Annotated in this window: 21 protein-coding genes and 1 pseudogene; 9 read left to right on the plus strand and 13 right to left on the minus strand. The window is 57.4% G+C overall.

The window, feature by feature from the left end; translation table 11 throughout:
• Window positions 1-6: 6 nt before the first annotated feature.
• On the minus strand, window positions 7-1,185 hold the full coding sequence (locus FEZ62_RS13200) for an MFS transporter (protein WP_172928110.1): 1,179 nt from the start codon (window positions 1,183-1,185) through the stop codon (window positions 7-9).
• 207 nt (window positions 1,186-1,392) lie between these two features.
• Here FEZ62_RS13200 and FEZ62_RS13205 point away from each other — a divergent pair, with 207 nt between their 5' ends.
• The gene (locus FEZ62_RS13205; protein WP_172928113.1) at window positions 1,393-1,899 is read left to right on the plus strand and encodes a DUF1993 domain-containing protein; all 507 of its coding nucleotides are present in this window, start codon (window positions 1,393-1,395) and stop codon (window positions 1,897-1,899) included.
• Window positions 1,900-2,038: 139 nt separating this feature from the next.
• On the opposite strand, the gene FEZ62_RS13210 is transcribed toward FEZ62_RS13205, so the two are convergent.
• Window positions 2,039-3,628, minus strand: coding sequence for an ABC-F family ATPase (locus FEZ62_RS13210; protein WP_090511906.1), 1,590 nt, complete (start codon window positions 3,626-3,628; stop codon window positions 2,039-2,041).
• Between the two features lie 363 nt (window positions 3,629-3,991).
• On the opposite strand from FEZ62_RS13210, the gene FEZ62_RS13215 reads away from it, so the two are divergent.
• Together FEZ62_RS13215 and FEZ62_RS13220 are read left to right on the plus strand one after the other, a co-directional pair.
• The gene (locus tag FEZ62_RS13215; protein ID WP_172928115.1) at window positions 3,992-5,086 is read left to right on the plus strand and encodes a PAAR domain-containing protein; all 1,095 of its coding nucleotides are present in this window, start codon (window positions 3,992-3,994) and stop codon (window positions 5,084-5,086) included.
• Complete coding sequence (locus FEZ62_RS13220; RefSeq protein WP_172928117.1) at window positions 5,073-5,477, plus strand: hypothetical protein; 405 nt, start codon at window positions 5,073-5,075, stop codon at window positions 5,475-5,477. Before FEZ62_RS13215 ends, FEZ62_RS13220 begins: the two co-directional genes overlap by 14 nt.
• A 75-nt stretch (window positions 5,478-5,552) precedes the next feature.
• Here the strand turns inward: FEZ62_RS13220 and FEZ62_RS13225 are convergent, their stop codons facing one another.
• Complete coding sequence (locus FEZ62_RS13225; RefSeq protein ID WP_069900327.1) at window positions 5,553-5,831, minus strand: peptidylprolyl isomerase; 279 nt, start codon at window positions 5,829-5,831, stop codon at window positions 5,553-5,555.
• 203 nt (window positions 5,832-6,034) lie between these two features.
• Here FEZ62_RS13225 and FEZ62_RS13230 point away from each other — a divergent pair, with 203 nt between their 5' ends.
• Window positions 6,035-7,240 carry a PilT/PilU family type 4a pilus ATPase gene (locus FEZ62_RS13230; protein ID WP_172928118.1) on the plus strand — a complete coding sequence of 402 codons (1,206 nt, stop codon included), beginning with the start codon at window positions 6,035-6,037 and terminating at the stop codon, window positions 7,238-7,240.
• Between the two features lie 66 nt (window positions 7,241-7,306).
• Here the strand turns inward: FEZ62_RS13230 and FEZ62_RS13235 are convergent, their stop codons facing one another.
• From FEZ62_RS13235 to FEZ62_RS13250, 4 genes are all read right to left on the minus strand, one after another.
• On the minus strand, window positions 7,307-8,677 hold the full coding sequence (locus FEZ62_RS13235) for an NAD(P)/FAD-dependent oxidoreductase (RefSeq protein ID WP_172928120.1): 1,371 nt from the start codon (window positions 8,675-8,677) through the stop codon (window positions 7,307-7,309).
• Window positions 8,678-9,128: 451 nt separating this feature from the next.
• Complete coding sequence (locus FEZ62_RS13240) at window positions 9,129-9,761, minus strand: CoA transferase subunit B (protein WP_172928122.1); 633 nt, start codon at window positions 9,759-9,761, stop codon at window positions 9,129-9,131.
• A gap of 2 nt (window positions 9,762-9,763) precedes the next feature.
• Window positions 9,764-10,462, minus strand: coding sequence for a CoA transferase subunit A (locus FEZ62_RS13245; protein WP_172928124.1), 699 nt, complete (start codon window positions 10,460-10,462; stop codon window positions 9,764-9,766).
• 71 nt (window positions 10,463-10,533) lie between these two features.
• Window positions 10,534-11,874, minus strand: coding sequence for a short-chain fatty acid transporter (locus FEZ62_RS13250; protein ID WP_090511889.1), 1,341 nt, complete (start codon window positions 11,872-11,874; stop codon window positions 10,534-10,536).
• Between the two features lie 254 nt (window positions 11,875-12,128).
• Here FEZ62_RS13250 and FEZ62_RS13255 point away from each other — a divergent pair, with 254 nt between their 5' ends.
• Window positions 12,129-12,917, plus strand: coding sequence for an IclR family transcriptional regulator (locus tag FEZ62_RS13255; RefSeq protein ID WP_069900333.1), 789 nt, complete (start codon window positions 12,129-12,131; stop codon window positions 12,915-12,917).
• Here FEZ62_RS13255 and FEZ62_RS13260 read toward each other — a convergent pair.
• From FEZ62_RS13260 to FEZ62_RS13285, 6 genes are all read right to left on the minus strand, one after another.
• The gene (locus tag FEZ62_RS13260) at window positions 12,914-13,822 is read right to left on the minus strand and encodes a hydroxymethylglutaryl-CoA lyase (protein WP_172928126.1); all 909 of its coding nucleotides are present in this window, start codon (window positions 13,820-13,822) and stop codon (window positions 12,914-12,916) included. The genes FEZ62_RS13255 and FEZ62_RS13260 overlap by 4 nt on opposite strands.
• Before the next feature lie 99 nt (window positions 13,823-13,921).
• Entirely contained in the window at window positions 13,922-15,871 is a 1,950-nt protein-coding gene (locus tag FEZ62_RS13265; RefSeq protein ID WP_172928128.1) for an acetyl/propionyl/methylcrotonyl-CoA carboxylase subunit alpha, read from the minus strand.
• A gap of 2 nt (window positions 15,872-15,873) precedes the next feature.
• Window positions 15,874-16,668: a gamma-carboxygeranoyl-CoA hydratase gene (locus FEZ62_RS13270; RefSeq protein WP_090511880.1), complete on the minus strand. Its 795-nt coding sequence runs from the start codon at window positions 16,666-16,668 to the stop codon at window positions 15,874-15,876.
• Between the two features lie 52 nt (window positions 16,669-16,720).
• On the minus strand, window positions 16,721-18,328 hold the full coding sequence (locus tag FEZ62_RS13275) for a carboxyl transferase domain-containing protein (RefSeq protein ID WP_069900337.1): 1,608 nt from the start codon (window positions 18,326-18,328) through the stop codon (window positions 16,721-16,723).
• Between the two features lie 77 nt (window positions 18,329-18,405).
• Window positions 18,406-19,569 (minus strand): isovaleryl-CoA dehydrogenase, encoded by a 1,164-nt coding sequence (locus tag FEZ62_RS13280; protein ID WP_172928130.1) that lies wholly within the window; start codon window positions 19,567-19,569, stop codon window positions 18,406-18,408.
• 70 nt (window positions 19,570-19,639) lie between these two features.
• Complete coding sequence (locus FEZ62_RS13285; RefSeq protein WP_069900339.1) at window positions 19,640-20,035, minus strand: MerR family DNA-binding transcriptional regulator; 396 nt, start codon at window positions 20,033-20,035, stop codon at window positions 19,640-19,642.
• A gap of 175 nt (window positions 20,036-20,210) precedes the next feature.
• On the opposite strand from FEZ62_RS13285, the gene FEZ62_RS13290 reads away from it, so the two are divergent.
• From FEZ62_RS13290 to FEZ62_RS13305, 4 genes and pseudogenes are all read left to right on the plus strand, one after another.
• Window positions 20,211-21,236 (plus strand): AraC family transcriptional regulator, encoded by a 1,026-nt coding sequence (locus FEZ62_RS13290; protein ID WP_172928132.1) that lies wholly within the window; start codon window positions 20,211-20,213, stop codon window positions 21,234-21,236.
• Window positions 21,237-21,354: 118 nt separating this feature from the next.
• Window positions 21,355-23,007, plus strand: coding sequence for an acyl-CoA synthetase (locus FEZ62_RS13295; RefSeq protein ID WP_172928134.1), 1,653 nt, complete (start codon window positions 21,355-21,357; stop codon window positions 23,005-23,007).
• Between the two features lie 58 nt (window positions 23,008-23,065).
• Window positions 23,066-23,833: a 3-hydroxyacyl-CoA dehydrogenase gene (locus FEZ62_RS13300; RefSeq protein ID WP_172928137.1), complete on the plus strand. Its 768-nt coding sequence runs from the start codon at window positions 23,066-23,068 to the stop codon at window positions 23,831-23,833.
• An 11-nt stretch (window positions 23,834-23,844) separates the two neighbouring features.
• A pseudogene (locus FEZ62_RS13305) lies at window positions 23,845-24,525 on the plus strand (acetyl-CoA C-acetyltransferase); the annotation flags it as partial.
• Window positions 24,526-24,706 lie beyond the last annotated feature (181 nt).

Raw genomic sequence — 24,706 nt, forward strand, 5'->3', positions numbered from 1 at the left:
CAGTCGTTAATAGCGCGCCCGGTAAACGCGGTAGATGCAGGCCAGCGTGCCCGTTGCAGCCAGCAGCGCCGCTACCAAAAAGGTGGTCGAATAATTCGCATGCGCGGCCACATAACCCATCAGCGGACCCGCGAGCCCCAGCGACAAGTCGAAGAATAACGCGTAGGCGCCCAGCGCTGAACTGCGGCTCGCAGCCGGTATCAGGGCGATGGCTTCCACGCCCAGCGCCGGATACACCAGCGACAAGCCTAAACCGGTCAGCGCAGCACCGGCTAACATTACGCTCGGTGCGTTGCCGAACGCCAACAGCATGAGCCCGAAAAATTCGATTGCCAAACAGACAACGGCAACCGGATAACCGCCGAAACGTTTGATGACCCCGGCAAACAACAGCCGCGAGACGATGAACGCGATGCCAAATGCAGTCAGGCAATATTCCGCGTCAACCCAGCCGAGGCTGTCGTAATACAGGGTAATAAACGTCGCCAGCGTACCGAAGCCAATAGAGCCCAGCGCCAAGACCGTGCCGTGTGGCGCAATGGATAAGAACACCCGCGCAAATGGCATGCGGCTTCCGGAGAGGATTGGAGCGGGTTGTTTGGGCCAGGCAAACGCCAAGGCCACAGCTGAAAGCAGCATGGTCAACGCGCCAATACTCCACAAGCCTACCGCGCTAACCATCGCCACGCCCAACGGTGCACCGATGGCGATGCCGCCGTAAGAGGCGATGCCATTGAAGGAAATCACTTTGGCGGTGTAGTCGCTGCCAAAGCGGCCGATGGCCCAGCTTATCGAGCCGGTACCGACCAGGCCCTGGGCGACACCCAAAACGACACGGCCCGCGAGCAACAGGCCGAGGCTGAGCGCTGGCATTGATTGCAAGGAGGTGGAAAGCAGCGTCAGCAAACCGCTGACAATGCAGCCCATCAGCCCATACAAAACCGCCTGTTTCGGCCCTGCACGGTCTGCCAGGCTGCCGGACATTGGTCGCGAAAGCAGGGTAGAGAAGTACTGCGTACCGATGACAATACCGGTTATAACCGCGCTATAGCCCAGGTCGTTGAGCACGTAGCGCGGCAGCACGGCCAGCGGCAAGCCGATGCACAGGAAGCTGACAAACGTGACTGTGACGATAGCGATGATTTGCAGATTGACCGCAGGTGTCGGCTGCGCAGCTTGGCTCATGGGGCGCTCGATGCAGATTGATCCTCGGCTAATAATACGCAAGCTATCGAGTCTTTGGCTGCTAAATATTGGCGGACTACGCCTTTTGTCTAGAGCGGCGCGCTTTGCTCAGATTCAAGCGTGCGTGTGTTGCCTTGCTGGCTGTAATTGCTGGGTAAATGTCGTCTAATCTGAATCCGTCATTTCGACTGCCTCGGAGTTTTTATCATGTCTTTATCCATGTATGACGCCAGCGTGCCGGTGTTTGTGCGTCTGCTGACCAACCTCAATGCATTGCTCGACAAATCACTGGCACATGCAGAAGCCAAGGGTATCGCGCCCGAGGTATTGGTGAATGCGCGCCTGGCGCCGGATATGTTCCCGCTCGCGCACCAGATCCAGATTGCGACCGATGCCGCCAAGGGCTGTGTGGCGCGCCTGACGCAAATCGAAGTGCCAAGTTATGCCGACACCGAAAGCAATTTTGCTGAACTCAAGGCGCGCATCGATAAAACCATCGCGTTCGTACAGCAGGCGACGCCTGAGCAAATGCAAGGCAGCGAAGCCCGCACCATCACGGTCAAGGTGCCTGATCGGGAACTGCAGTTCCCCGGCCAGGCATTTCTGCTGTTCTTTGCCATGCCCAACTTCTATTTCCACGTGACCACTGCTTACGACATTCTGCGTCACAATGGCGTGCCGCTGGGTAAGCTGGATTTTCTGGGTTCAGTGTAAACAGGCGGCTGAGCCGAAAAGGGCAACGCAAGTAAATCTTCAATTCGGTGTTTTGACAGGCGACTTTTCGTCCGCGCAATAAAAAACGCCCGATGTACTGCACCGGGCGTTTTACTGTAAGGCTGCGGTTAGGCGTTGCTTAAACGATAACGCCCTGGCTGCGCAGGTAATCATCGTAGGTGCCGCTGAAGTCGACTACGCCGCTGTCGGAGAGTTCGATGATGCGCGTGGCCAAAGAGCCTACGAACTCACGGTCATGGCTGACGAAAATCAGTGTGCCTGGGTAGTTTTCCAGTGCCAGGTTGAGCGCCTCGATGGATTCCATGTCGAGGTGATTGGTCGGCTCATCCATTACCAGCACGTTAGGCTTGTTGAGGATCAGCTTGCCGAACAACATACGGCCTTGCTCGCCACCGGAGATGACCTTCACCGACTTGAGAATCTCGTCGTTGGAGAACAGCATGCGGCCCAATGTACCGCGAACCAGTTGCTCGCCACCTTGGGTCCACTGGCCCATCCAGTCGAACAGGGTCATGTCGTCTTCGAAGTCATGTGCGTGGTCCTGGGCGTAATAGCCAAGCTCTGCGCTTTCGGTCCACTTCACACTGCCTGCATCCGGAGTCAGCTCGCCGACCAGGGTACGCAGCAGGGTGGTTTTACCGATACCGTTGGGGCCGATGATCGCAACGCGCTCGCCTGCTTCAACAGTGAAACTGAAGTTCTTGAACAGCGTCTTGCCGTCAAAACCCTTGGCCATGTGCTCAACAGTCACCGCCTGACGGTGCAGCTTTTTAGTCTGCTCGAAGCGGATGAACGGGCTGATACGGCTGGAAGGCTTAACCTCGGCCAGCTGAATCTTGTCGATCTGCTTGGCGCGCGACGTGGCCTGCTTGGCTTTCGAGGCGTTAGCCGAGAAGCGGCTGACAAAGCTCTGCAACTCGGAAATCTGCGCCTTCTTCTTGGCGTTATCCGACAGCAACTGCTCACGCGACTGGGTCGCAGCAGTCATGTATTCGTCGTAGTTGCCTGGGAACAGGCGCAATTCGCCGTAATCCAAGTCAGCCATGTGCGTGCACACGCTGTTGAGGAAGTGACGGTCGTGGGAAATGATAATCATGGTGCTGTTACGCGCCGTGAGAATATTTTCCAGCCAGCGAATCGTGTTGATGTCCAAGTGGTTGGTTGGCTCATCGAGCAGCAACAGATCCGGATCAGAGAACAGCGCCTGCGCCAGCAATACGCGCAATTTCCAGCCCGGCGCGACTTCGCTCATCGGGCCGAAGTGCTGTGCCAGCGGAATGCCCAAGCCGAGCAGCAGCTCACCCGCGCGGGATTCGGCGGTGTAGCCGTCCATCTCGGCAAACTCGGTTTCCAGCTCAGCCACCGCCATGCCGTCTTCTTCGGTCATTTCCGGCAAAGAGTAGATGCGGTCACGCTCAGCTTTGACCTGCCAGAGCTCTTCGTGGCCCATGATGACTGTGTCGATCACGTTGAAGTCTTCGTAGGCGAACTGGTCCTGACGCAATTTACCCATGCGCACATTCGGCTCCAGCATGACCTGACCCGCGGATGGCTCCAGATCACCGCCGAGGATTTTCATGAACGTCGACTTGCCGCAGCCGTTAGCGCCGATCAGACCGTAACGATTGCCGTTACCGAACTTGACTGAAACGTTCTCGAACAGCGGCTTTGCGCCGAACTGCATGGTGATGTTAGCTGTGGAGATCAAAGCGATAATCCTGGGGAGCTGAGGCGCGAATGCGCAAAAAGGCGGGGATTGTACAGGTTTCATCATGACAAAGGCAGCGTCAGAGACGACCGGGCGCTAAAACCACCGGTTGAAGAACACATAACGGCAAGTTGTGTTCACGGCGCAGTTATCACAATGCAGTTTTCCGACCGGGGACTGATGCAGTGACGAGGCGTGTTATTCACTCAGAACTCCCAAAGCCGGGCTCTAGGCGTTTTCCTACAGGCATCTCACCTTTACCCCAAGCCAACGCCATGCAAATTTCTGTGTGGACATTCACTCGTTAATAGTCATCGCAGCCAGCTAAGCCACACCCTCTTCACGGAAGAATGAGGTGCACAGATGATCCCTTCGGCGCGTATGGGCGACAGCCATGTTTGCCCGCTTCCCGGGCATGGCACCACGGCCATAAATTCAGCCAGCGGCAACGTGGTAATCAACGGCATGGGGTCGGCGCGAGTCGGCGATGCCTGTGGGTGCGGAGCCGTGATCATCGCGGGCTTCCCGACGATCATGGTCAACGGTCGGCCAATGGCCTATTTGGGCAGCCCGACCAGCCACGGCGGCATGATCATCAGCGGTTCGGAAAATGTCGGCGGCGGTGTGATCATGGGGCCAATCGTCGACTTTCAGAAAATGGGCGCTATCGGCCCGGACGGCAGCGTGTCTGAGCCGATAATGGCCGACCTGATCAGCGACCCGAACCTGATCGCCAAGGCGGTCGCTGCCGGAGCGCTGATCGACCCGAACGCACCGACACCCAAAGCCTGTACCGACCCTGATCAGATGATCGAGTTGGCGACTTACATTGCCGGCGAAATGAACAAGAATATCCACGACCCGGCAGTGCTCGAAATGCAGGAGTTGAACAGTTACGATCCACTGGCCAAGCAGCGCGAGTACAGAGAACTGCCGCTGTATCTACAGCTCGGCCCAACGCCGAACTTCTTCGGCATCGCGCTGGGCAAAAAGACCCGAGCGGCGGCGATCTGGATGGGCAAGGTAGGACAGGATCAGGTGTGGGATCACAAGAAATATTTGTTCGCGAATTTTCGCGGTGCTTGGCAAAAACAGGGCGAATACGATTACTACTACGACATATGGTCAAACGTACATTACGGTTACGTCGGCGTGATTGCTGGGGTGCCGGAAGCGTTATTGCTGGATGCAGCAGGGGTAGAACAGATTGGCTCGGACACAGTTAGATGGGCGCGCGATGGCACCGGGGAAAGTTACGGCCCTCAACTGTCTGGTGATCTAAGCGAAGGTTTGCGCGCTTTTGACGATGCACCTGACAGAATCTCAGTCGGTATCGGCATAAAGTTGGCCAAGCAGTACCCGAAAGGCGGCGTGACTGGCGAAATGATCAAGGCCGAAGTGCTTGCAGTACCTATCACGGATTGGGGGGCGGGAATTCAGGAGCATGAGTGCAGGTAAGCGCAAATGGCGCGTGCGCTGGTGGATGTGGCTTATCGCGGTATTCATCTGCGTGCGCTACGGCATACTGGTGATGCCGAGGGTAAGCGTCTTCTACTCGGATGAAGCGACTGTGAAGATAGACTACCACTGGGCAGATAACCAAAGTACGTACGATGGCATTCTTCCCCCGGGCAGCTACGCCATTGAGGCTGTGGATCTCGTTAGGGAAGCAGGCTATCGCGTTGAGTTTTATTGGAAGCCCAAAGGTGGTCGCTACCATTGCGTAAGCATTACCCCGAACTGGCCGCGCACGGTGATTTACCTCGACGAAAACGCCGACATTGACTACAGCAAAGGCACCGACGCCAAGCTGATTAGCAAGTGCCCCAACGACTGGGCTGATATGTAGCTCCGCTCCCCCAAGCCTACAAAACCAACCGGCCGCCCCTGTGCACTTGCAGTAAGCCTGGCTCGTTACACGTGCTTACTCGCGATAAAACACTTGCACCAGGTGATAGCCAAACTGGCTTTTTATCGGCCCGTGCACTTCGCGAACTGGCTTTTTGAAGATGACTTGATCAATCGCGCGGACCATCTGGCCAGGGCGGACTTCGCCCAGATCGCCGCCGCGTTTGCCCGATGGGCAGGTCGAGTATTTGCGCGCTAACACATCGAATGCCTCGCCCGCTGCGATGCGTTTCTTCAGTTGCGCCGCTTCAGCCTCGGTTTTTACCAAAATATGCCGTGCCATTGCTTTCGCCATGCGCGGTTCCTCACAAGTTATTGGCGCGCATTGTGCCAGTATTCGCAGTGCCAATGAACTGCTCGTCGGATGACTACACTTCCTCGAGCGCCAGTTGCAGATTTGCTGATATTTAGCGGCGCATTTTACCCGCCTGGCGAATGTCCGCCCGGGCGGCAGGGTGCCCGGCATTAAATTACCTACTTTGTTGTGTGGATGTGCTCATGGACCTGCAAGCAATGCTGAAAATCCTGTCCAGTCAGGATGGGTCAGATTTGTATCTTTCGACCGGCGCGCCGCCCTGTGCCAAGTTTAACGGCGTACTCAAGGCGCTCAGCAGTGAACCGCTGAAGGGCGGTGAAGTGGCTGAGATTGCCAATACGGTGATGGATGACACCCAGAAAGAAGAGTTCGAGCGCGAGCTTGAGATGAACCTGGCGATGTCGGTGACCGGAGTCGGTCGGTTTCGTATCAACATATTCAAGCAGCGCAACGAAGTGTCGATTGTCGCGCGTAACATCAAGCTCGACATTCCCAAGTTCGAAGACCTCAAACTGCCCGAAGTGCTGCTCAGCACCATTATGGAGAAACGCGGTCTGGTGCTGTTTGTTGGTGGCACTGGCTCGGGTAAATCAACCTCGCTGGCAGCGTTGATCGACTACCGCAACCGCAACAGCAGCGGCCATATCATCACCATTGAAGACCCGGTCGAATATGTTCACCGGCACAAGAAGTCGATCATCAACCAGCGTGAAGTCGGTGTGGATACGCGTAGCTTTCATGCTGCGCTGAAAAACACCCTGCGCCAGGCTCCGGATGTAATTCTGATTGGTGAAATCCGTGACCGCGAAACCATGGAGCACGCGCTGGCCTTTGCCGACACGGGCCACTTGGCAATCTCGACTCTGCACGCCAACAACGCCAACCAAGCACTGGATCGCATCATCAACTTCTTCCCGGAAGAGCGACGTCCGCAATTGCTTAACGATCTGGGCAATAACCTCAAGGCGTTTGTTTCGCAGCGATTGGTTAAGACAGCCGATGGCAAACGGCGTGCGGCGGTTGAGGTGATGTTGGGCACGCCGACTATTCGCGACTTGATCAAGCGCAATGAATTCTCCGAACTTAAAGAAATCATGGAGAAGTCGCGCAATCTGGGCATGCAGACATTCGATCAGGCGCTGATCGATTTGGTGCATGAAGGGGTGATCGACGAAGAAGAAGCGGTGAAGAACGCAGACTCAGCGAACAACGTGCGTTTGCGTCTCAAGCTGTATCGCGACAATCCCGAGAATCAGGCGGCCAAACCCGCAGCACCTGAGCCCGATAAGGCCAGCCAGTCCGTATCAGACTGGAGCATGGACCTGACCCTTGAAGACATCGAGGCCGAAGCTCCGCCGCCAGAAACACCGGGGCGCAACGGCATTTAACTGCCCGCTTGGTCTACCGGCGCCAATTGGCGCCGGTAATGATAGCCATCGTTATGGAACGCAGCGTTAGAGCGTGGCGACCTTGGCCTTGCTGTTGGTCTCGCGCAGGTACTCTTGCATTGAGTCATCCATCGCTTTAAGCCAACGGGTGTGGTGCGGCACTGCATGCGTTCCGGTCATCACCGAGCGATAAGACTTATCGCGATAGCCCATGATGTCCTGCTTCTTATCGGTCTTCCACTGCAGGAAGATGGTGTTCACCGCGTCGATGTCAAAGCTTGGATAGTCGGTCTGGTCGATCAAGTGTTTGATGTAACTGCCCTGGAATTGGTACATCTGCTCGGCCGTTTCAAGACTTTCCTCGCGAGCGCGCCAGCTGGCATTGTCCGCTTCCATCGCCGCTTTGCTCGGCAGCGCAATGCGCCCAAGCATGTAGTCGCGGGCAAACCACGCTTGTGCATCGAACATATTGAAGCTGTACCACTGATCCTGCATGCCCAGGTAAATCAGTTGCGGATTGTCTGTCCACACCACGCCCTGATAAAGACTCAAAGGCCACAGGCGGTTATCCGTTTTGAGGCGCAGAGGCTCTTCCAGGAAAGGGAAGTGGTGCTGGTATCCGGTGCAGAGAATAATTGCATCGACGCGCTTGCTTGAGCCGTCGATGAAATAGGCCATATCGCCTTCCACCTTGCTCAGTTGCGGACGTTCCTCCCAACCTTTGGGCCACTTATAGCCCATTGGCTGAGTGCGGTAAGAGCTGGTGATAGAGCGTGCACCGTACTTGTAGCACTGCGAACCGATGTCTTCTGCCGAATAGCTGCTGCCGATAATCAGCAGGTCTTTATCCTTGAACTCAGTGGCTTCACGAAAATCGTGAGCATGCAGAATACGCCCTTCGAAACGCTCGAAACCTGCAAAGTCCGGCACATTCGGCGTTGAGAAGTGCCCGCTGGCAACCACTACATAATCAAACTGCTGGCAGATGTTTTCGTCGAGCGCATAGTCATGTGCGGTGACGGTAAATTGTTTGCTGGTTTCGTCGAAGCTGACATTTTTGACAGCGGTATTGAAGCGAATATAGTCGCGCACACCGGCTTTCTTGACGCGGCCCTGAATGTAGTCCCACAGAACTTCGCGCGGCGGATAGGATGAGATTGGCTGGTCGAAATGTTCATCGAAACTGTAGTCGGCGAACTCCAGGCATTCTTTCGGGCCGTTCGACCACAGATAGCGATACATGCTGCCGTGCACGGGTTCGCCGTGCTGGTCGAGACCGGTTCGCCAGGTGTAATTCCACATGCCACCCCAGTCTTCCTGCTTCTCGAAGCAGACTACTTCAGGCATTGCCGCACCTTGGGTGTGGGCGGATTGGAAGGCACGAAGCTGCGCCAGACCGGAAGGGCCAGCACCGATAATTGCGATACGCATTGTCATTAGATTCACTCTACAGGTTGAAAACTGAAAAAAGTTCTAAGCCCGCAATCCTCAACAGCTTGCGCTGTGGGCAGTGCGAGAACATCAGCATTCAAAAAGTAGGTGGAGGGACCGAGCGCTTGCCGTTGGTTTCGGCTGTTTTGCTCGCAGAGAGGTTGGCTTGCAACATCAGTGGGCGGGCGCTGAATGGCAGCAGACAGGCCAATAGATTGATCAGTTTCGCCCCGTTAGCAGCACTGCATTGCACAGGCTGCGGGGCTAAGTAGCGAAAGATACGTGTGATCTCGTACATGGGGCTTTTTAGACTCTTTTCGTTAGGCATACCTCCTAGAAGTAACCTATTGAGTTCTTGATTACAACCGAGTAGCCCCCAGTAAAATATTAAATAACATTTAAAAACAACGGCCTGAGCTGCCTTAGAAATAATTCGCCAGCAGCTTGAGACCGGTGATTAAGCGGCGATGATTGAACACCCCGTCGCCGCTTTGAGTTCCTCAAGGCTGACGCCGTCGGCCAGTTCTACCAACAGCAAACCTTGCTCGGTGATGTCGAGAACCGCGAGATCGGTGATGATCCGGTCAACCACGCCAACGCCGGTTAAAGGTAGATCGCAGGCAGGCAAAATCTTGTGTGCACCGCCCTTGGCCGTATGCTCCATGAGCACCACCACGCGTTTAACCCCGGCCACCAGATCCATTGCACCGCCCATGCCTTTGACCATTTTGCCTGGGATCATCCAGTTGGCCAGATCGCCTTTTTCGGACACCTGCATGGCGCCCAGAATCGACAGATTAATGTGGCCACCGCGAATCATCGCAAAGCTCGCCGCGCTGTCAAAAAATGCGCTGCCGGGCAGGGTGGTAATGGTTTGCTTGCCCGCATTGATCAAGTCCGGATCAACCGTTTCATCGGTTGGAAATGGGCCAATACCCATCAGGCCGTTTTCGCTCTGCAGCCAAACATCCATTCCGTGCGGAATGTAGTTGGCCACGAGTGTAGGCAGGCCGATGCCGAGGTTGACGTAGAAGCCATCGCTGAGTTCCTGCGCGGCGCGTTGCGCCATCTGTTCACGTGTCCAAGCCATGATCAGGCACTCCGTACTGTACGTTGTTCGATGCGTTTTTCCGGGCTGGCATTGAGCACCAGACGCTGGACATAAATGCCCGGCAAATGAATCTGGTCAGCATCCAACTCGCCGGTTTCAACAATTTCCTCAACTTCTACGATGCAGACTTTGCCAGCCGCAGCCGCCAGCGGATTGAAGTTGCGTGCCGTCTTGTTGAAGATCAGGTTGCCTGACTTATCGGCTTTCCACGCTTTGACCAGACTGACGTCTGCGCGCAGTGCGCGTTCCATGACAAACCACTCACCGTCGAATTCGCGGGCTTCCTTGCCTTCGGCGACGAGAGTGCCGTAACCGGTCTTGGTGTAAAAAGCCGGGATTCCGGCACCGCCTGCGCGTAGTTTCTCGGCGAGTGTGCCTTGCGGAGTGAACTCAAGCTCAAGCTCGCCGGCCAGAAACTGGCGTTCGAACTCTTTGTTCTCGCCCACGTAAGACGAAATCATTTTGCTGATCTGTCGTGTCTCCAGCAGTTGACCCAGACCAAAACCATCAACTCCGGCGTTGTTGCTGATCACGGTGAGGCCGTTCTTTCCGGTGTCACGCAATGCGCCAATCAGTGCTTCGGGAATGCCGCATAAGCCAAAACCGCCGACCGCCAGGGTCATGCCATTTTCAACCAGCCCGTCGAGGGCCGCTTTGGCACTTGGGTAGATTTTATTCATCGCATCTCACTCCTTGAACGTGGCGGGAGACTGCAATTAGTCACCCACCAGCGGGTGTTGGAAACGCCAGATCAGCCGAAAATGTACAGGCAGGCCGAAATGACCACGCCCGAGTACACCAGCATTAGCAAGCAATAACCCATGATGTCACGCGCACCGAGGCCAGCAATTCCCAGCAGCGGCAAAGCCCAAAACGGCTGGATCATGTTGGTCCATGCATCGCCCCAGGCAATTGCCATTGCCGTTACTGCCGGCGCTACGCCCAATGCCTGACCGGCAGGCAGCATGATCGGGCCTTGAACCGCCCACTGGCCGCCACCGGACGGCACGAATACGTTCACCAGACCGGCACTGAGAAAGGCCAGAACCGGGAACGAGTCAGCAGACGACCAGGCCACGAATGTATCGGTGATTTGTTTGCCCAACGAGAACCCATCGGCGTTGGCACCGACCATCATGCCCATGATGCCGGCATAGAACGGGAACTGGATGACGATGCCACTGATACCGCCAATGCCATCTTGTACCGCGCGCATGTAACGCTCAGGTGAGCCGTGCAGGCACAAGCCTATAAACAGGAACAGACCGATGACGATATTCAGGCTCAGGGCAAAACCATTGTTGAAGAAGTAGTAACCGAAGAACACTGCAGCCAGCGCGATGATGATCAGGTTGAGAATACGGCTGTCATCCATGCGCTGGGCCAGTGTTTCACGCGGCAGAGCATCGCTGGCAGGCTCTTGCAGCAAGCTCGGGTCGGCGACTTTGGGTTGAGCAGGGTGCATGGCACGGTTCAGCAACGGCAGGCCGATTACCAGCAGCGCGATGATCGACAGGTTCATGACGGTGAACAGCGTGTCATTGACGCCGATCGCTTCGGTCACCACGCCGCCGGTCATACGGGACAGATCCGCACCGCCCGAGGCGAGTGACAGCGGAATCGAACCGGACAGGCCGCCGTGCCAGATCAAGAAGCCTGAGTAAGCCGAGGCAACCAGCAGTGGGTAGTCGACACCTTTGACTTCACGCGCCAGAGCGCGGGCAAAGACCGCGCCGATCACCAGGCCAAAACCCCAGTTGATCCATGAGCCGGCCAATGCCACCAGCGTCACCAATACAATCGCCTGACCTGGCGATTTGGCAACGCGGGCCAGGCCTGCAAGCGTGCGGTTGATCAGCGGAGCGCTGGCGAGGGCGTGACCGGTGACCAGAATCAACGCCATTTGCATGGCAAACGTGAGCAAATTCCAGAAGCCTGCGCCCCAGTGATTGGCCATCGCGGGCAGGCTCTGGCCGGTGCTGATCATGCTGGCGATGAGCACAAAAAGCGTGAGTAGCATGGCGAATACAAAAGGTGAGGGCAGGTAACGTTGTACCAGTTTGACACTCAAAGAAGTTATGGAAGAAAGCATGCATGTTCCTTAATTATTATTTGTTCATTAGGGAGCAAAACCCTTCAGCAGACGATGTTAACCCCCTGTGCGACACGCGTGTTTGAGCAAAAAGTATAATAGGCGTCTATTGCGTCTGCGTTATAGCGTTGACGCTGCGGTTTTTATCGCTCGCCAGTAACGGCATCACGCAGAGAATTTGCTGCTGGTTGCTCAATCAGCTGCGGTTTGATCGTAAACTGGGCACGATGCCCTGTTTGCTGATTGAGTTCTAAATGGATAAGCCGCTTGCAACCCCAAAGCCGAAACAAAAAGTGCAGTCTGCCGAAGTCGGCACCGACATCCTCAAGGCACTCGCAGATCTGAGCCCGAGTACGTCGTTATCGGCACTTGCCGAGCATGTGCAGATGCCAGCCAGCAAGGTTCATCGCTATCTGCAGGCATTGATTGCCAGCGGTTTTGCCATGCAAGACGCCGCCACCAACCATTACTCGCTCGGGCGTGAGGCGTTGTATGTCGGTCTGGCTGCATTGGGCAGCATGGATGTGGTCAAGCTTGCCGCAGCGCCCGCCAGCGAGCTTCGTGATGAATTCAATGAAACTTGCTTTCTGGCGGTTTGGGGTAATCGCGGCGCCACCGTCGTGTTGCTTGAGCAAGCTCATCGTTCGGTAACGTTGGTGACCAAGTTAGGCTCGGTATTGCCGCTGCTGTCGTCCGGCACCGGGCTGGTATTTGCTGCGCACTTGCCTGCGGCTGAAACTCGCGAGTTGGCGGCGCACGAGTTGCGTTCTACAGCCAAGCATCCGCTCGCGGACAACCATGACTATCAGCAACAAATGGCGCGCATTCGCGCCACTGGCTTGTACTCGGTGCATGGCTTGTTGATGCCCGGCATCGATGCCTTGGCGGCCCCGATATTCGACGCCAGCGGGCGCATTGCCGCGGTATTGACCATGGTCGGTTCGGCCAGCGTGTTCCACGCCGACGAAAACAGTGCGGCGGCGCAGAAGTTGCTGAGTACCGCGCAACTGATCAGTTGGCGGATGGGCTACTCGAAGCGTTAGTGGCTGGCCCCAAGTCGCGCCTTGGCGACTCGCGAACCATTGGTTTTACTCAACACGTCGCAAATGCGCTGTCCGGCCTTGATCAGCAAGTCGAGATCAATGCCGGTATCAATGCCCAGGCCGTTGAGCATATACAGCACGTCTTCAGTGGCCACATTACCGGTAGCGCCTTTGGCGTATGGGCAACCGCCAAGGCCGGCGACCGAGCTGTCGAAAACACTGATGCCTTCGAGCAGACTTGCGTAGATATTGCTAAGTGCCTGACCGTAAGTGTCGTGGAAGTGCCCGGCCAGTTTGCTGCGCTCGATGCCCGCCGCCGCAACCACCTCGAACAGCTGTCGACTGGCGCCTGCGGTGCCGGTGCCAATGGTGTCGCCCAGCGAGATTTCATAGCAGCCCATGTCGAACAATTCCTTGCTCACCCAGGCCACTTGTTCTGCGGCAACCTCGCCTTCATAAGGGCAGCCCAACACGCATGAGACATAACCGCGAACGCGCACACCCTGAGCTTTAGCCGCGTCCATTACCGGTACAAAGCGCTCGAGGCTTTCGCGGATTGAACAGTTAATGTTCTTCTGGGAGAACGCCTCGGACGCGGCGGCGAATACGGCAACTTCCCTGACCCCAGCGGCGACGGCGGCTTCGAATCCTCGCAGATTGGGCGCAAGTGCAGCATATACGGTGTTTTCCTGCTGCTTGATGCGCGCAAATACGGCCTCGCTGCCCGCCATTTGCGGCACCCATTTGGGCGAGACGAAACTGCCCACTTCGATATAGCTCAGGCCAGCGGCGCTGAGATCATCGACCAGACGGACTTTATCGTCGACGTCGATCGCCTGCTTCTCGTTCTGCAAACCGTCGCGAGGGCCAACCTCAACCAAACGAACATGGGCGGGCAGGGTCATGCAATTTCTCCAGATCTGGGCGATGTGCCGCCGATTCTATTATCACAGGGCAGGGTGCATCACCCTTGAGTGATGCATCCATCAATTGCTGCTGCAGGCTTATTCCAGCTCGACCAGAACAGTGCCTTCCTTGACCATTTCACCTTCCGCGCAAAACAGGGCTTTGACCACACCGGCTTCGGCGGCGCGAATGCTGTGTTCCATCTTCATGGCTTCAAGCACCACCAGCGTGGTGCCAGCCTCGACACTTTGCCCGGGCTCGACCAGCACGCGGACAATGCTGCCGTTCATGGGCGCGGTGAAGCCGCCATGTTGATTGTGGCTGGCCTCGACAGCGGCAATCGGATCTACCTTGATGACCCGGTGGATTTCGCCCTGCCACTGCAAATACAGCGCATCACCGCTGCGAATTGCCAGATGACTTTGGCGCACGCCGTCGCGCACAACCGTGAGTCTATCGCCTCGCAGCACGGCATCCGGTGCGCTGCTGTTGCGCAAGCGCAGCACTTGCTGCGCGTCACCACAGGCCAGATGCATATCTATCTCGCTGGGTAAACCGGCGCGCCAGCCATTGTTGCTGGCCCAGGGCGAGTACGCGTCGTCACTGCGCTGTGTGGCAGGCTCACTCAGGGCGAAGGCCAGGCTGGCCAATTCCCAGAAGTTGGCGTCCAGCTCGGCAACTGGCGGCAGCAGTTGCACCTGATGCCGGGGAATGAAACCGGTGTCGAGTTCGCAGTTGGCAAATGCCGGATGGGCCAGCACGCGGGTTAGAAAACTCAAGTTAGTGCGCACGCCCGCAACATGCGTTTGTGCCAGCATCGCCAACAGACGCAGGCGCGCTTCTTCACGATCCGCGCCCCAGGCAATCAGCTTGCCGAGCATTGGGTCGTAGAAGGGTGAAACCTCATCACCTTGTTGCACGCCGCTGTCGACGCGGCGGCCTTCGCCGGCAGCCGGTTCGCGATAAAGCGCCAACGTACCGGTAGACGGCAAGAAGTCGTTATCGGGGTCTTCGGCGTAGAGGCGCACTTCAATCGCGTGGCCAATCAGCGGCACTTGTTCTTGCGTGATGGGTAACGCTTCACCACGGGCCACACGGATTTGCCATGCGACCAGATCAAGGCCGGTAATCGCCTCGGTAACCGGATGCTCGACCTGCAAGCGGGTGTTCATCTCCATGAAGAAGAACTCACCGCGTTCGTCCAGCAGAAACTCGACCGTGCCCGCGCCGACATAACCGATGGCCTGCGCCGCTTTCACTGCGGCTTCGCCCATGGCGCGACGTAGCTCAGGGCTCAATCCCGGCGCTGGGGCTTCTTCGACGACTTTTTGGTGACGACGTTGGATCGAGCAGTCGCGTTCATTGAGGTAAAGGCAATTGCCGTGCTGGTCGGCAAACACCTGAATCTCGACATGCCTTGGTTTCAGCACATACTTTTCAATCAGCATGCGCGAATCGCCGAACGAGGATTGTGCCTCGCGCTGCGCCGAAGCCAACGCCTCAGCCAGCTCACTGGCCTGCTCGACCACCTTCATGCCTTTGCCGCCGCCGCCAGCAGTGGCCTTTAGCAGTACCGGATAACCGATACGTTCGGCGGCCTCAAGGAAGGTCGCTGCGTCTTGCTCTTCACCATGAAAGCCCGGTACCAGCGGCACGCCAGCGGCTTCCATAAGCGCTTTGGCCGCCGACTTGCTGCCCATCGCATCGATGGCCGAGGCGGGTGGGCCGAGGAAGATTAAACCGGCCGCTTCGATGGCGCGGGCAAACCCCGCGTTTTCCGACAAGAAACCGTAACCCGGATGAATGGCCTGCGCACCGCTGGCTTTCGCGGCTGCGATAAGCGCATCGATGCGCAAATAACTCTCTGCGGGTTTGGCGCCGCCCAGGTCCACACTGCAATCGGCTTCGCGTACATGCAGGGCGTTGTGGTCGATGGCGCTGTGAACCGCCACCGTGCGCAGACCCATGGCTTTGGCGGTGCGCATAACCCGGCAAGCGATCTCGCCGCGGTTGGCCACCAACAGGGTGTCGATGTGTTGAATGCTCATGATTACTGCTCCTGCCAGGCGGGCGTGCGTTTCTCGAGGAAGGCATTAAGGCCTTCCTGACCTTCTGGGCTGACGCGAATACGCGCAATCGCATTCTCGGTATAACGGCGCAGCGCCGGGGTCAGCACGCCGCTACCGACTTCCCGCAGCAAATCTTTGCTGGCGCGCATGGCTTGCGGGCTATTGAGCAGCAGGTTGTTGATCCAGCCTTCGACCTGTTGATCGAGCTCTTCGGCGGGATAACACTCGGCCAGCAGGCCAATCTGTTGGGCTTTTACCCCGCTGAAACGCTCGGCAGTGAGGGCAAAACGCCGGGCTGCCCGCTCGCCGATCGCCTGCACCACGAACGGGCTGATTACCGCGGGGGCCAGACCAATGCGCACTTCCGACAAACAGAACTGCGCTGTTTCACTGCCGATGGCCATGTCGCAGCAACTGATCAGGCCCAGTGCGCCACCAAAGGCGGCGCCTTGAACCACCGCCAGCGTTGGAATCTTCAGCTGATACAGGTTGTGCATCAGCTCGGCCAGTTCGCGGGCATCATTGAGGTTGGCGTTGTAGTCGAGCGCAGCCGAAGCCTGCATCCAGCTGAGATCAGCGCCTGCCGAGAAGTGCTTGCCGCGCCCGCGTACAAGCAAAAATCGGATGCTCTTGTCGGCTTGTACCGCGTCCAGCGCCAGGATCAGCTCGCGGATCATTTCGGCGTTGAACGCGTTGTTCTTGTCCGCGCGGTTAAGCCACAAAGTGGCTACGCCACGAGGGTCAATCGCAAGTTCAAGGGTGGTGAATTGGCTCATCGGATCAGACTCTTGAATAGGGTTGCAAACGTAACGGCTGGCGGACCAGCAATTACATGCGGAATACGCCGAACGTGGTCGGTTCAATGGCAGCGTTGAGCGATGCAGACAACGCCAGACCCAGCACTTCACGGGTTTGCGCAGGATCAATCACGCCGTCATCCCAGAGCCGTGCGCTGGAATAATACGGATGACCTTGCTCCTCGTACTGGTCGAGAATCGGTTGCTTGAGTGCGCGCTCCTGCTCGTCGGTGAAGGTTTCACCGGCACGCTGAGCCTGCTCGCGTTTAACCTGAGCGAGTACACCGGCGGCCTGTTCGGCGCCCATCACGCCAATCCGCGCATTCGGCCACATCCACAGGAAGCGCGGATCATAGGCGCGACCGCACATGCCATAGTTGCCAGCGCCGAAGCTGCCGCCAATGATCACAGTAAATTTCGGCACCTTGGCGCACGCCACGGCATTTACCAGTTTGGCGCCGTGCTTGGCGATACCGCCTGCCTCGTACTTCTGGCCGACCATGAAACCGGTGATGTTCTGCAGGAATAACAACGGAATGCCGCGCTGGCACGCCAGCTCGATGAAGTTGGCGCCTTTTTGCGCCGATTCAGCAAAGAGGATCCCGTTATTGGCGAGGATCGCCACCGGATAGCCGTGGATATGCGCGAAGCCGCACACCAGCGTACTGCCGAACAGCGCCTTGTATTCATCAAACTCTGAACCGTCGCTGATACGTGCAATCACTTCGCGCACATCAAACGGTTGCTTGGCATCGGCGGGAATCACGCCATACAGCTCATCAGCGGCGTACAGCGGTTTGATTGGCTGACGCGTATTGATAACGCCTTGCTTGCGCCAATTGAGGTTGGCGATAGTACGACGAGCGAGGGCGAGGGCGTGGGCATCGTCTTCGGCATAGTGGTCGGCCACGCCGGACGTCTTGCAGTGCACATCGGCGCCACCGAGGTCTTCGGCGCTGACCACTTCACCGGTAGCCGCTTTAACCAGTGGCGGGCCTGCGAGGAAGATGGTCGCCTGATTGCGCACCATGATGGTTTCGTCGCTCATCGCCGGCACATAGGCGCCGCCTGCGGTACACGAGCCCATCACCACAGCGATCTGCGGAATGCCCACGGCGCTCATGTTGGCTTGATTGAAAAAGATCCGGCCGAAGTGTTCGCGGTCCGGGAATACTTCATCCTGACGGGGCAGGTTGGCGCCGCCGGAGTCGACCAGATAAATACACGGCAGGCGGTTCTCGCGAGCGATGGCCTGGGCGCGTAAGTGCTTCTTCACGGTGAGCGGGTAATAGCTGCCACCTTTTACCGTGGCATCGTTGGCCACAATCATGCACTCGACACCTTCAACGCGGCCGATGCCGGCGATCACGCCAGCAGCGGGAACGTCTTCGGCGTAAACCTGATACGCCGCCAGCTGGCTGATTTCGAGAAACGGCGAGCCGAGATCGAGCAGGCGGTTGATCCGCTCGCGAGGCAGCAATTTGCCGCGTGAGGTGTGGCGCTCTTGCGCTTTGGCGCCGCCGCCCTGATGAATGCTGGCGAGCAGGCGCTTGAGGTTCTCGACTTGCTCGGTCATTGCCGCGCTATTGCTGGCAAATTCCGGTGAGCGGGTATTGATCTGGGTGTGCAGGATGGCCATCTGGCGCACTCCGTGAAGTCTGGCGTGAACATGTCGCAGGTAAAGCGCCCCGAAACACAGGGCGCGGGTACATGCGCTTACTTGGTCTCGTTGAACAACTCGCGACCGATCAGCATGCGGCGGATTTCACTGGTGCCCGCGCCGATCTCGTAAAGCTTGGCGTCACGCAGCAAGCGGCCTGCCGGGAACTCGTTGATGTAACCGTTGCCGCCGAGGATCTGGATAGTATCCAGGGCCATTTGGGTGGCACGCTCGGCGCTGTAGAGAATCACCCCGGCAGCGTCTTTACGGGTGGTCTCGCCACGGTCGCAGGCCTGTGCAACCGCGTAGAGATAGGCGCGGCTGGCATTGAGTTGGGTGTACATGTCTGCCACTTTGCCCTGGATCAGCTGGAACTCGCCGATGCTCTGGCCGAACTGCTTGCGGTCATGGATATAGGGAACAATCACATCCATGCAGGCTTGCATGATGCCGACTGGGCCGCCCGCGAGCACCACGCGCTCATAATCGAGCCCGCTCATGAGCACTTTTACGCCGCCGTTTACCGCACCCAGTACGTTCTCGGCCGGCACTTCGACGTCATCAAAGAACAGCTCGCAAGTGTTGGAGCCGCGCATGCCAAGCTTGTCGAACTTGTTACCGCGGCTAAAGCCTTTCCAGTCACGCTCAACAATAAACGCGGTAATGCCGTGCGGGCCTTTTTCCAGATCGGTCTTGGCGTAGATCACGTAGGTATTGGCATCCGGCCCATTGGTGATCCAGGTCTTGCTGCCGTTCAGCACGAAGTGATCACCGCGACGATCGGCGCGCAGCTTCATCGAGACCACGTCGGAACCGGCATTCGGCTCACTCATGGCCAGTGCGCCGATATGCTCGCCCGAGATCAACTTCGGCAGGTACTTGGCCTTCTGCTCGGCGGTGCCGTTGCGGTTGATCTGGTTAACGCACAGGTTGGAGTGGGCGCCATAAGACAAACCAACCGATGCCGAGCCCCGGCTGATCTCTTCGATGGCGATTACGTGGGCCAGATAACCCAGACCGGCGCCGCCGTATTCTTCGCTGACGGTGATGCCCAGCAGGCCCATGTCTCCGAATTTCTTCCACATGTCGGCAGGGAACAGGTTTTCGCTGTCGATGGCGGCGGCGCGTGGTGCCAACTCAGAGGCGACAAATGCGCGGGTCTGGTCACGCAACATGTCGAGGGTTTCGCCGAGTGCAAAGTTCAGGGACGGATAGCTCATGGGATCACCTTGTTTTTGTCTGTTGTGGAGGCAACGCGAGGTCAGCCTCTATTAACAATTTTGTTTAGGTTTAAGGATTAACAGTCTGTTTCTTATCAAGTTCTGCCATCGCGAGCTGGCAGCGCTCTTCGGCCGTGTCGAGTTCTAGCTGCATCTGCTGGATATCCAGCAACTGTTGCTCGAGCTGTGCACGGCGTTCGGCAATCTTGCTCATGAATGTTTGCAGTTGTTTGCGATTGCCCTGACCGGGATCGTAAAGCTCGATCAGCTCTTTGCACTCGGCCAGTGAAAAACCGATGCGCTTGCCGCGCAAAATCAGCTTGAGCGTGACCTTGTCCTTGCTGCTGTAAATACGCTCCTGGCCCCGACGCTCCGGGCTGAGCATCGACTGCTCTTCATAAAAACGAATGGCGCGGGTGGTGATGTCCAGTTCGCGGGCCAGCTCGGAAATAGAGTAAGTCGGCATTGATGCAGCTCTCTTGTTTACCTTTACGTTAACGTAAAGCTGCATCTGTATCCTGTCAAGCGCAAGCAGGCGAATTATTCAGTGATTTGATTACGACGATGGCAGGGGCAATCAACGCCTGTGTTCGTGCTAATAATAGGCATATGACCAACCGCCCAGGGACCGGCTCCACGCCATGAGTATCAGCAAAGGCACTATTTCCATTCGCCTGGTAAATGAGGCGCTGTACGAATGGCAAACCGCTGGCCATCCGGTCACGGCGCTGCTCGAGCGGGCGGGGATTGCCAGTGAACTGCTGGATAAACCTTTTAGCAGGGTCACGGCCAAGCAATACGCGCAATTGTGGCTGGCGCTGGCGCAGGAGATGGATGACGAATTCTTTGGCATGAACCCGCGGCGCATGAAGGTTGGCAGCTTTGCTTTCCTGGCGCGCACAGCAGTTAAAGAGCCCACCCTTGAAGGTGCGCTCAGAGAAATTGTGCGGTTCTTACGCCTGGTGATGGATGACTTCAAGGTTGAGACACAAATTAGCGGCGGCATGCTTGAGTTGAGTGTTGCCACGGCAGGTAAGCCCCCGCGCCGGGCGTTTACCTACTTCACGCTATGGATGATCGTGCACGGTTTAATGTGTTGGCTGGTGGGCCGGCGCATCGCAATTATTGCGATTGACTTGCAGTGTGCCAAACCCGATTACATCGAAGATTATCGGGTGATGTTCAGCGACAACCTGCGTTTCAACCAGCCTCGTTCGCGCTTGCTGCTGAACACCGATTGCCTGGACTTTGCCATCCGCCGTACGCCCGAGGAATTGAGCGAGTTTTTGCACACATCGCCGCAGGGGATTCTGGTGCGCTACCGCGACTCCCAGAGCTACGCCGCACGGATCAAAGCTTACTTGCGCGGGCAGAGGCCCGATCGCTGGCCCGATATTGAAGCGGTGGCTGCGCATTTCTTCATCTCGCCCGCCACTTTGCGGCGCAAGCTCGCGCACGAAGGGCAATCGTTCCAGAGCCTTAAAGATCATGTGCGCCGCGATCTGGCCATAAGCCACCTGAATAAGGGTGAACAGAATTACGCAGAGTTGGCTTACGCGCTGGGTTATGCCGACAGCAGCGCATTCTACAAGGCCTTCAAAAAATGGACCGGCACCACGCCCGGCCAGTATTGCGCGATGGTTTTTGGCAGCGGTGAACACGGCTAAAACCGCTGAGCTGATTGTCCAATCTGCTCAGCGAGATTGATCCCGCAGGACATTGCCGAAAGCCACGGCGAGCGCGACTATCGAGTCACTCCAACAACAATCATTCAGGAGTTGCCCGATGGTCGATTACTTTGCTGCTGCCAAAAGTTTTGATTTTCGCCGCGCCGCCGAACAGTCGCTGGCCGGTACGCCAGACAGCCTAAATGCCTGCATTGAATGCTGCGATCGCCACGCATTGCCGGGGCGGATTGCGCTGTTCTGGGAAGGCCGCGATGGCAGCAGTGCCAGTTACACCTTCGATTACCTGCAGGAGCAGGCTGCCCGGTTTGCCAATTTCCTGCACAGCCAGGGCGTGACAGCCGGAGATTGCGTCTCGGGCATGTTGCCGCGCAATGTCGAGTTGCTTATCACCATTCTTGGCACCTGGCGCTTGGGAGCGGTTTATCAGCCCCTGTTCACTGCATTCGGGCCCAAGGCTATCGAGCACCGGGTTAATACCGCCGGCTCCAAATTTATAGTCACCGATGCCGCCAATCGCAGCAAACTCGATGAGGTTGAGTCGGCTGCGCAGTGCATCACGGTGTCCGGCCCCAAAGGTGTGGGCATTGCGCAGGGCGACTTCAGTTTCTGGGCTGAGCTTGAGCGCCAGCCCGATACATTCGCGCCCGTTATGCGCACCGCTGAAGACCCGTTCCTGATGATGTTCACCTCGGGTACCACCGGCCTTGCCAAGCCCGTGCCGGTGCCACTCAAGGCGATTCTCGCGTTTACACATTACATGCGCGACGCCGTGGGTTTGCGCGCCGAAGACGCATTCTGGAACGTCGCCGATCCGGGCTGGGCTTATGGCCTTTACTACGCCGTTACCGGGCCGTTGGCGATGGGCCATCCGACTTTGTTCTACGAAGGCGCATTTACCGTCGAGAGCACGTGTCGGGTCATCCGCAAATACCGCATTACCAATCTGGCCGGCTCGCCAACTGCCTACCGCTTATTGCTGGCTGCCAAGGCCGAGGTCGAGCCGCTGCTCAAAGGCCGTTTGCGTGCAGTGAGCAGCGCGGGCGAGCCGCTGACGCCGGAAGTGATCCGCTGGTTTGCCGACGGTTTGCAAACCACCATCCATGATCACTACGGGCAGACCGAGCTGGGCATGGTGCTGTGCAATCACCACGGTTATGAGCATCCGGTGCGCATTGGCGCCGCCGGTTACGCAGTGCCGGGCCATCGCGTGGTCGTCGTGGATGAGGCATGCAACGAGTTACCGGTTGGTCAGCCCGGCAATCTGGCGGTGGACATGAGTCAGTCGCCGCTGTTCTGGTTCCCGGGTTATCAAGGCATGAACACCAAGGCATTTGCCGGCAAATACTACTTAAGTGGCGACACCGTCGAGCTTAATGACGATGGCAGCATCAGTTTTGTGGGGCGCGCCGATGATGTGATCACCACGTCGGGTTATCGCGTGGGGCCGTTTGATGTCGAGAGCGCGCTGATCGAGCACCCGGCCGTTATCGAAGCGGCGGTAATCGGCAAGCCCGATCCTGAACGAACAGAGGTAGTTAAGGCGTTTGTCGTGTTGCATGCGCAATACCGGGCGGATGTCGCGTTGGGTGAAGAGTTGCAGCAGTACGTGCGCAAACGCCTGTCTGCCCATGCTTACCCGCGTGAAATTGAATTTGTCAGTGAGTTGCCGAAAACCCCCAGCGGCAAGATTCAACGGTTCTTGCTGCGCAATCAGGAAATCGCTAAAGCGCAGACGGCGCTGTCGGCATAAGGCAACAATTACGGGCGGCAATGGCCACTCGTTTCCAAGTTAAAGCAGGAAGTAGGTTATGCAGATTAGCCAGCAGGTTTTTGTCGTTACCGGCGCATGTTCAGGATTGGGTCTGGCCACCAGTCGCGCCTTGGTTGCGCGTGGCGCCAAGGTATTAATGGCCGACATCAATGCCGACGCGGGTGCTGCGCTGGCCCATGAGTTGGGCGACGCTGTGCGCTTTGTGGCGGTGGATATTACCGATGAGGCGCAAGCCGCGGATGCCATCAGTGCAGCGCTGCAGGCCTTCGGTAAGGTGAATGGTCTGATTAACTGCGCCGGCGTTGCCCCTGCCGAAAAACTCCTAGGGCGCAAAGGCGTGCATGCGCTTGAGAGCTTCAAGCGGGTGATGGATATCAACGTCAACGGTACGTTCAACATGCTGCGCCTGGCTGCCGAAGCCATCGCTAATGGCCAGCCCGACGCTGGCGGTGAGCGTGGCGTGATTATCAATACTGCCTCGGTCGCGGCCTTCGACGGGCAAATTGGCCAGGCTGCGTATGCCGCCTCGAAGAGCGCGGTGGTCGGGCTGACCTTGCCCTTGGCCCGCGAACTGGCACGTTCGGGCATCCGCGTGATGTGCATTGCTCCCGGCATTTTCGAGACGCCGATGATGGCCGGCATGCCGCAAGAGGTGCGCGATTCTCTGGCGGCCAATGTGCCGTTCCCACCGCGCTTGGGCAAACCCGATGAATACGCCGCGCTGGCCCTGCACATTATTGAAAACAGCATGCTCAATGGTGAAGTGATTCGCCTCGATGGCGCGCTGCGCATGGCCGCAAAATAAGGAGACTGATGATGAACGACCCGATTGTAATTGTCAGCGCTGCCCGTACCGCAATGGGCGGCTTTATGGGCGACTTCAAGTCGTTGTCTGCTGCCCAGTTGAGCGCCGCTGCAATCAAGGCAACCCTGGCGCGTACAGGCGTCGGCGCCGATGCGATTGATGAGGTGCTGATGGGCTGCGTTCTGCAAGCCGGGCAAGGCCAAGCGCCAGCACGACAAGCGGCGCTCGGTGCGGGTTTAGCGCAAAGCACCGTATGTTCGACCATCAATAAAATGTGCGGCTCAGGCATGAAAGCAGTCATGCTCGGCCACGATGGCCTGCTTGCCGGCAGCGCTAATGTAGTGATTGCTGGCGGCATGGAGAGCATGTCGAATGCGCCATATCTGCTCGACAAGGCACGTGGCGGTTATCGCATGGGCCACGGTCAGGTGCTGGATCACATGTTCCTCGATGGCCTTGAAGATGCTTATGACAAGGGCCGGCTGATGGGCACCTTCGCCGAAGACTGCGCTGAGGCTTATGGCTTTAGCCGCGAAGAGCAGGATAACTTCGCCATTACATCGCTGACCCGCGCGCAAAAGGCCATGAGCGAAGGTCGGTTCGACGCCGAGATTGTTGCGCTCGATGCGCCGCAAGGCCGCGAAACCGTAAACATCGGCAAAGATGAACAGCCGCCAAAGGCGCGTATCGACACAGAGTGTGTAAAAACACTTTCTTATAGTGCGTGCCACAGCCCATTGCTCCTGGGCGTGGCGATTTCCCGATTATTTACCACGACCAGCGCCGGTAACGCTTCAAAGCGCGTATGAAGCGCTTTGGCACCTCTTGGAGCAGTCAAAGCCCGGCTTTTACGGCACTCATGCCGTCGACGAG

This window comes from Pseudomonas sp. MS19, from assembly GCF_013277615.1.
In the GTDB taxonomy this organism is placed as follows: domain Bacteria; phylum Pseudomonadota; class Gammaproteobacteria; order Pseudomonadales; family Pseudomonadaceae; genus Aquipseudomonas; species Aquipseudomonas marincola.

What these genes read in the sequence shown, in the direction of transcription:
- FEZ62_RS13200 (WP_172928110.1), bottom strand. Translation starts at nt 1,185, where the DNA reads ATGAGCCAAGCTGCGCAGCCGACACCTGCGGTCAATCTGCAAATCATC.
- FEZ62_RS13205 (WP_172928113.1), top strand. Translation starts at nt 1,393, where the DNA reads ATGTCTTTATCCATGTATGACGCCAGCGTGCCGGTGTTTGTGCGTCTG.
- FEZ62_RS13215 (WP_172928115.1), top strand. Translation starts at nt 3,992, where the DNA reads ATGATCCCTTCGGCGCGTATGGGCGACAGCCATGTTTGCCCGCTTCCC.
- FEZ62_RS13220 (WP_172928117.1), top strand. Translation starts at nt 5,073, where the DNA reads ATGAGTGCAGGTAAGCGCAAATGGCGCGTGCGCTGGTGGATGTGGCTT.
- FEZ62_RS13225 (WP_069900327.1), bottom strand. Translation starts at nt 5,831, where the DNA reads ATGGCGAAAGCAATGGCACGGCATATTTTGGTAAAAACCGAGGCTGAA.
- FEZ62_RS13230 (WP_172928118.1), top strand. Translation starts at nt 6,035, where the DNA reads ATGGACCTGCAAGCAATGCTGAAAATCCTGTCCAGTCAGGATGGGTCA.
- FEZ62_RS13235 (WP_172928120.1), bottom strand. Translation starts at nt 8,677, where the DNA reads ATGACAATGCGTATCGCAATTATCGGTGCTGGCCCTTCCGGTCTGGCG.
- FEZ62_RS13240 (WP_172928122.1), bottom strand. Translation starts at nt 9,761, where the DNA reads ATGGCTTGGACACGTGAACAGATGGCGCAACGCGCCGCGCAGGAACTC.
- FEZ62_RS13245 (WP_172928124.1), bottom strand. Translation starts at nt 10,462, where the DNA reads ATGAATAAAATCTACCCAAGTGCCAAAGCGGCCCTCGACGGGCTGGTT.
- FEZ62_RS13250 (WP_090511889.1), bottom strand. Translation starts at nt 11,874, where the DNA reads ATGCTTTCTTCCATAACTTCTTTGAGTGTCAAACTGGTACAACGTTAC.
- FEZ62_RS13255 (WP_069900333.1), top strand. Translation starts at nt 12,129, where the DNA reads ATGGATAAGCCGCTTGCAACCCCAAAGCCGAAACAAAAAGTGCAGTCT.
- FEZ62_RS13260 (WP_172928126.1), bottom strand. Translation starts at nt 13,822, where the DNA reads ATGACCCTGCCCGCCCATGTTCGTTTGGTTGAGGTTGGCCCTCGCGAC.
- FEZ62_RS13265 (WP_172928128.1), bottom strand. Translation starts at nt 15,871, where the DNA reads ATGAGCATTCAACACATCGACACCCTGTTGGTGGCCAACCGCGGCGAG.
- FEZ62_RS13270 (WP_090511880.1), bottom strand. Translation starts at nt 16,668, where the DNA reads ATGAGCCAATTCACCACCCTTGAACTTGCGATTGACCCTCGTGGCGTA.
- FEZ62_RS13275 (WP_069900337.1), bottom strand. Translation starts at nt 18,328, where the DNA reads ATGGCCATCCTGCACACCCAGATCAATACCCGCTCACCGGAATTTGCC.
- FEZ62_RS13280 (WP_172928130.1), bottom strand. Translation starts at nt 19,569, where the DNA reads ATGAGCTATCCGTCCCTGAACTTTGCACTCGGCGAAACCCTCGACATG.
- FEZ62_RS13285 (WP_069900339.1), bottom strand. Translation starts at nt 20,035, where the DNA reads ATGCCGACTTACTCTATTTCCGAGCTGGCCCGCGAACTGGACATCACC.
- FEZ62_RS13290 (WP_172928132.1), top strand. Translation starts at nt 20,211, where the DNA reads ATGAGTATCAGCAAAGGCACTATTTCCATTCGCCTGGTAAATGAGGCG.
- FEZ62_RS13295 (WP_172928134.1), top strand. Translation starts at nt 21,355, where the DNA reads ATGGTCGATTACTTTGCTGCTGCCAAAAGTTTTGATTTTCGCCGCGCC.
- FEZ62_RS13300 (WP_172928137.1), top strand. Translation starts at nt 23,066, where the DNA reads ATGCAGATTAGCCAGCAGGTTTTTGTCGTTACCGGCGCATGTTCAGGA.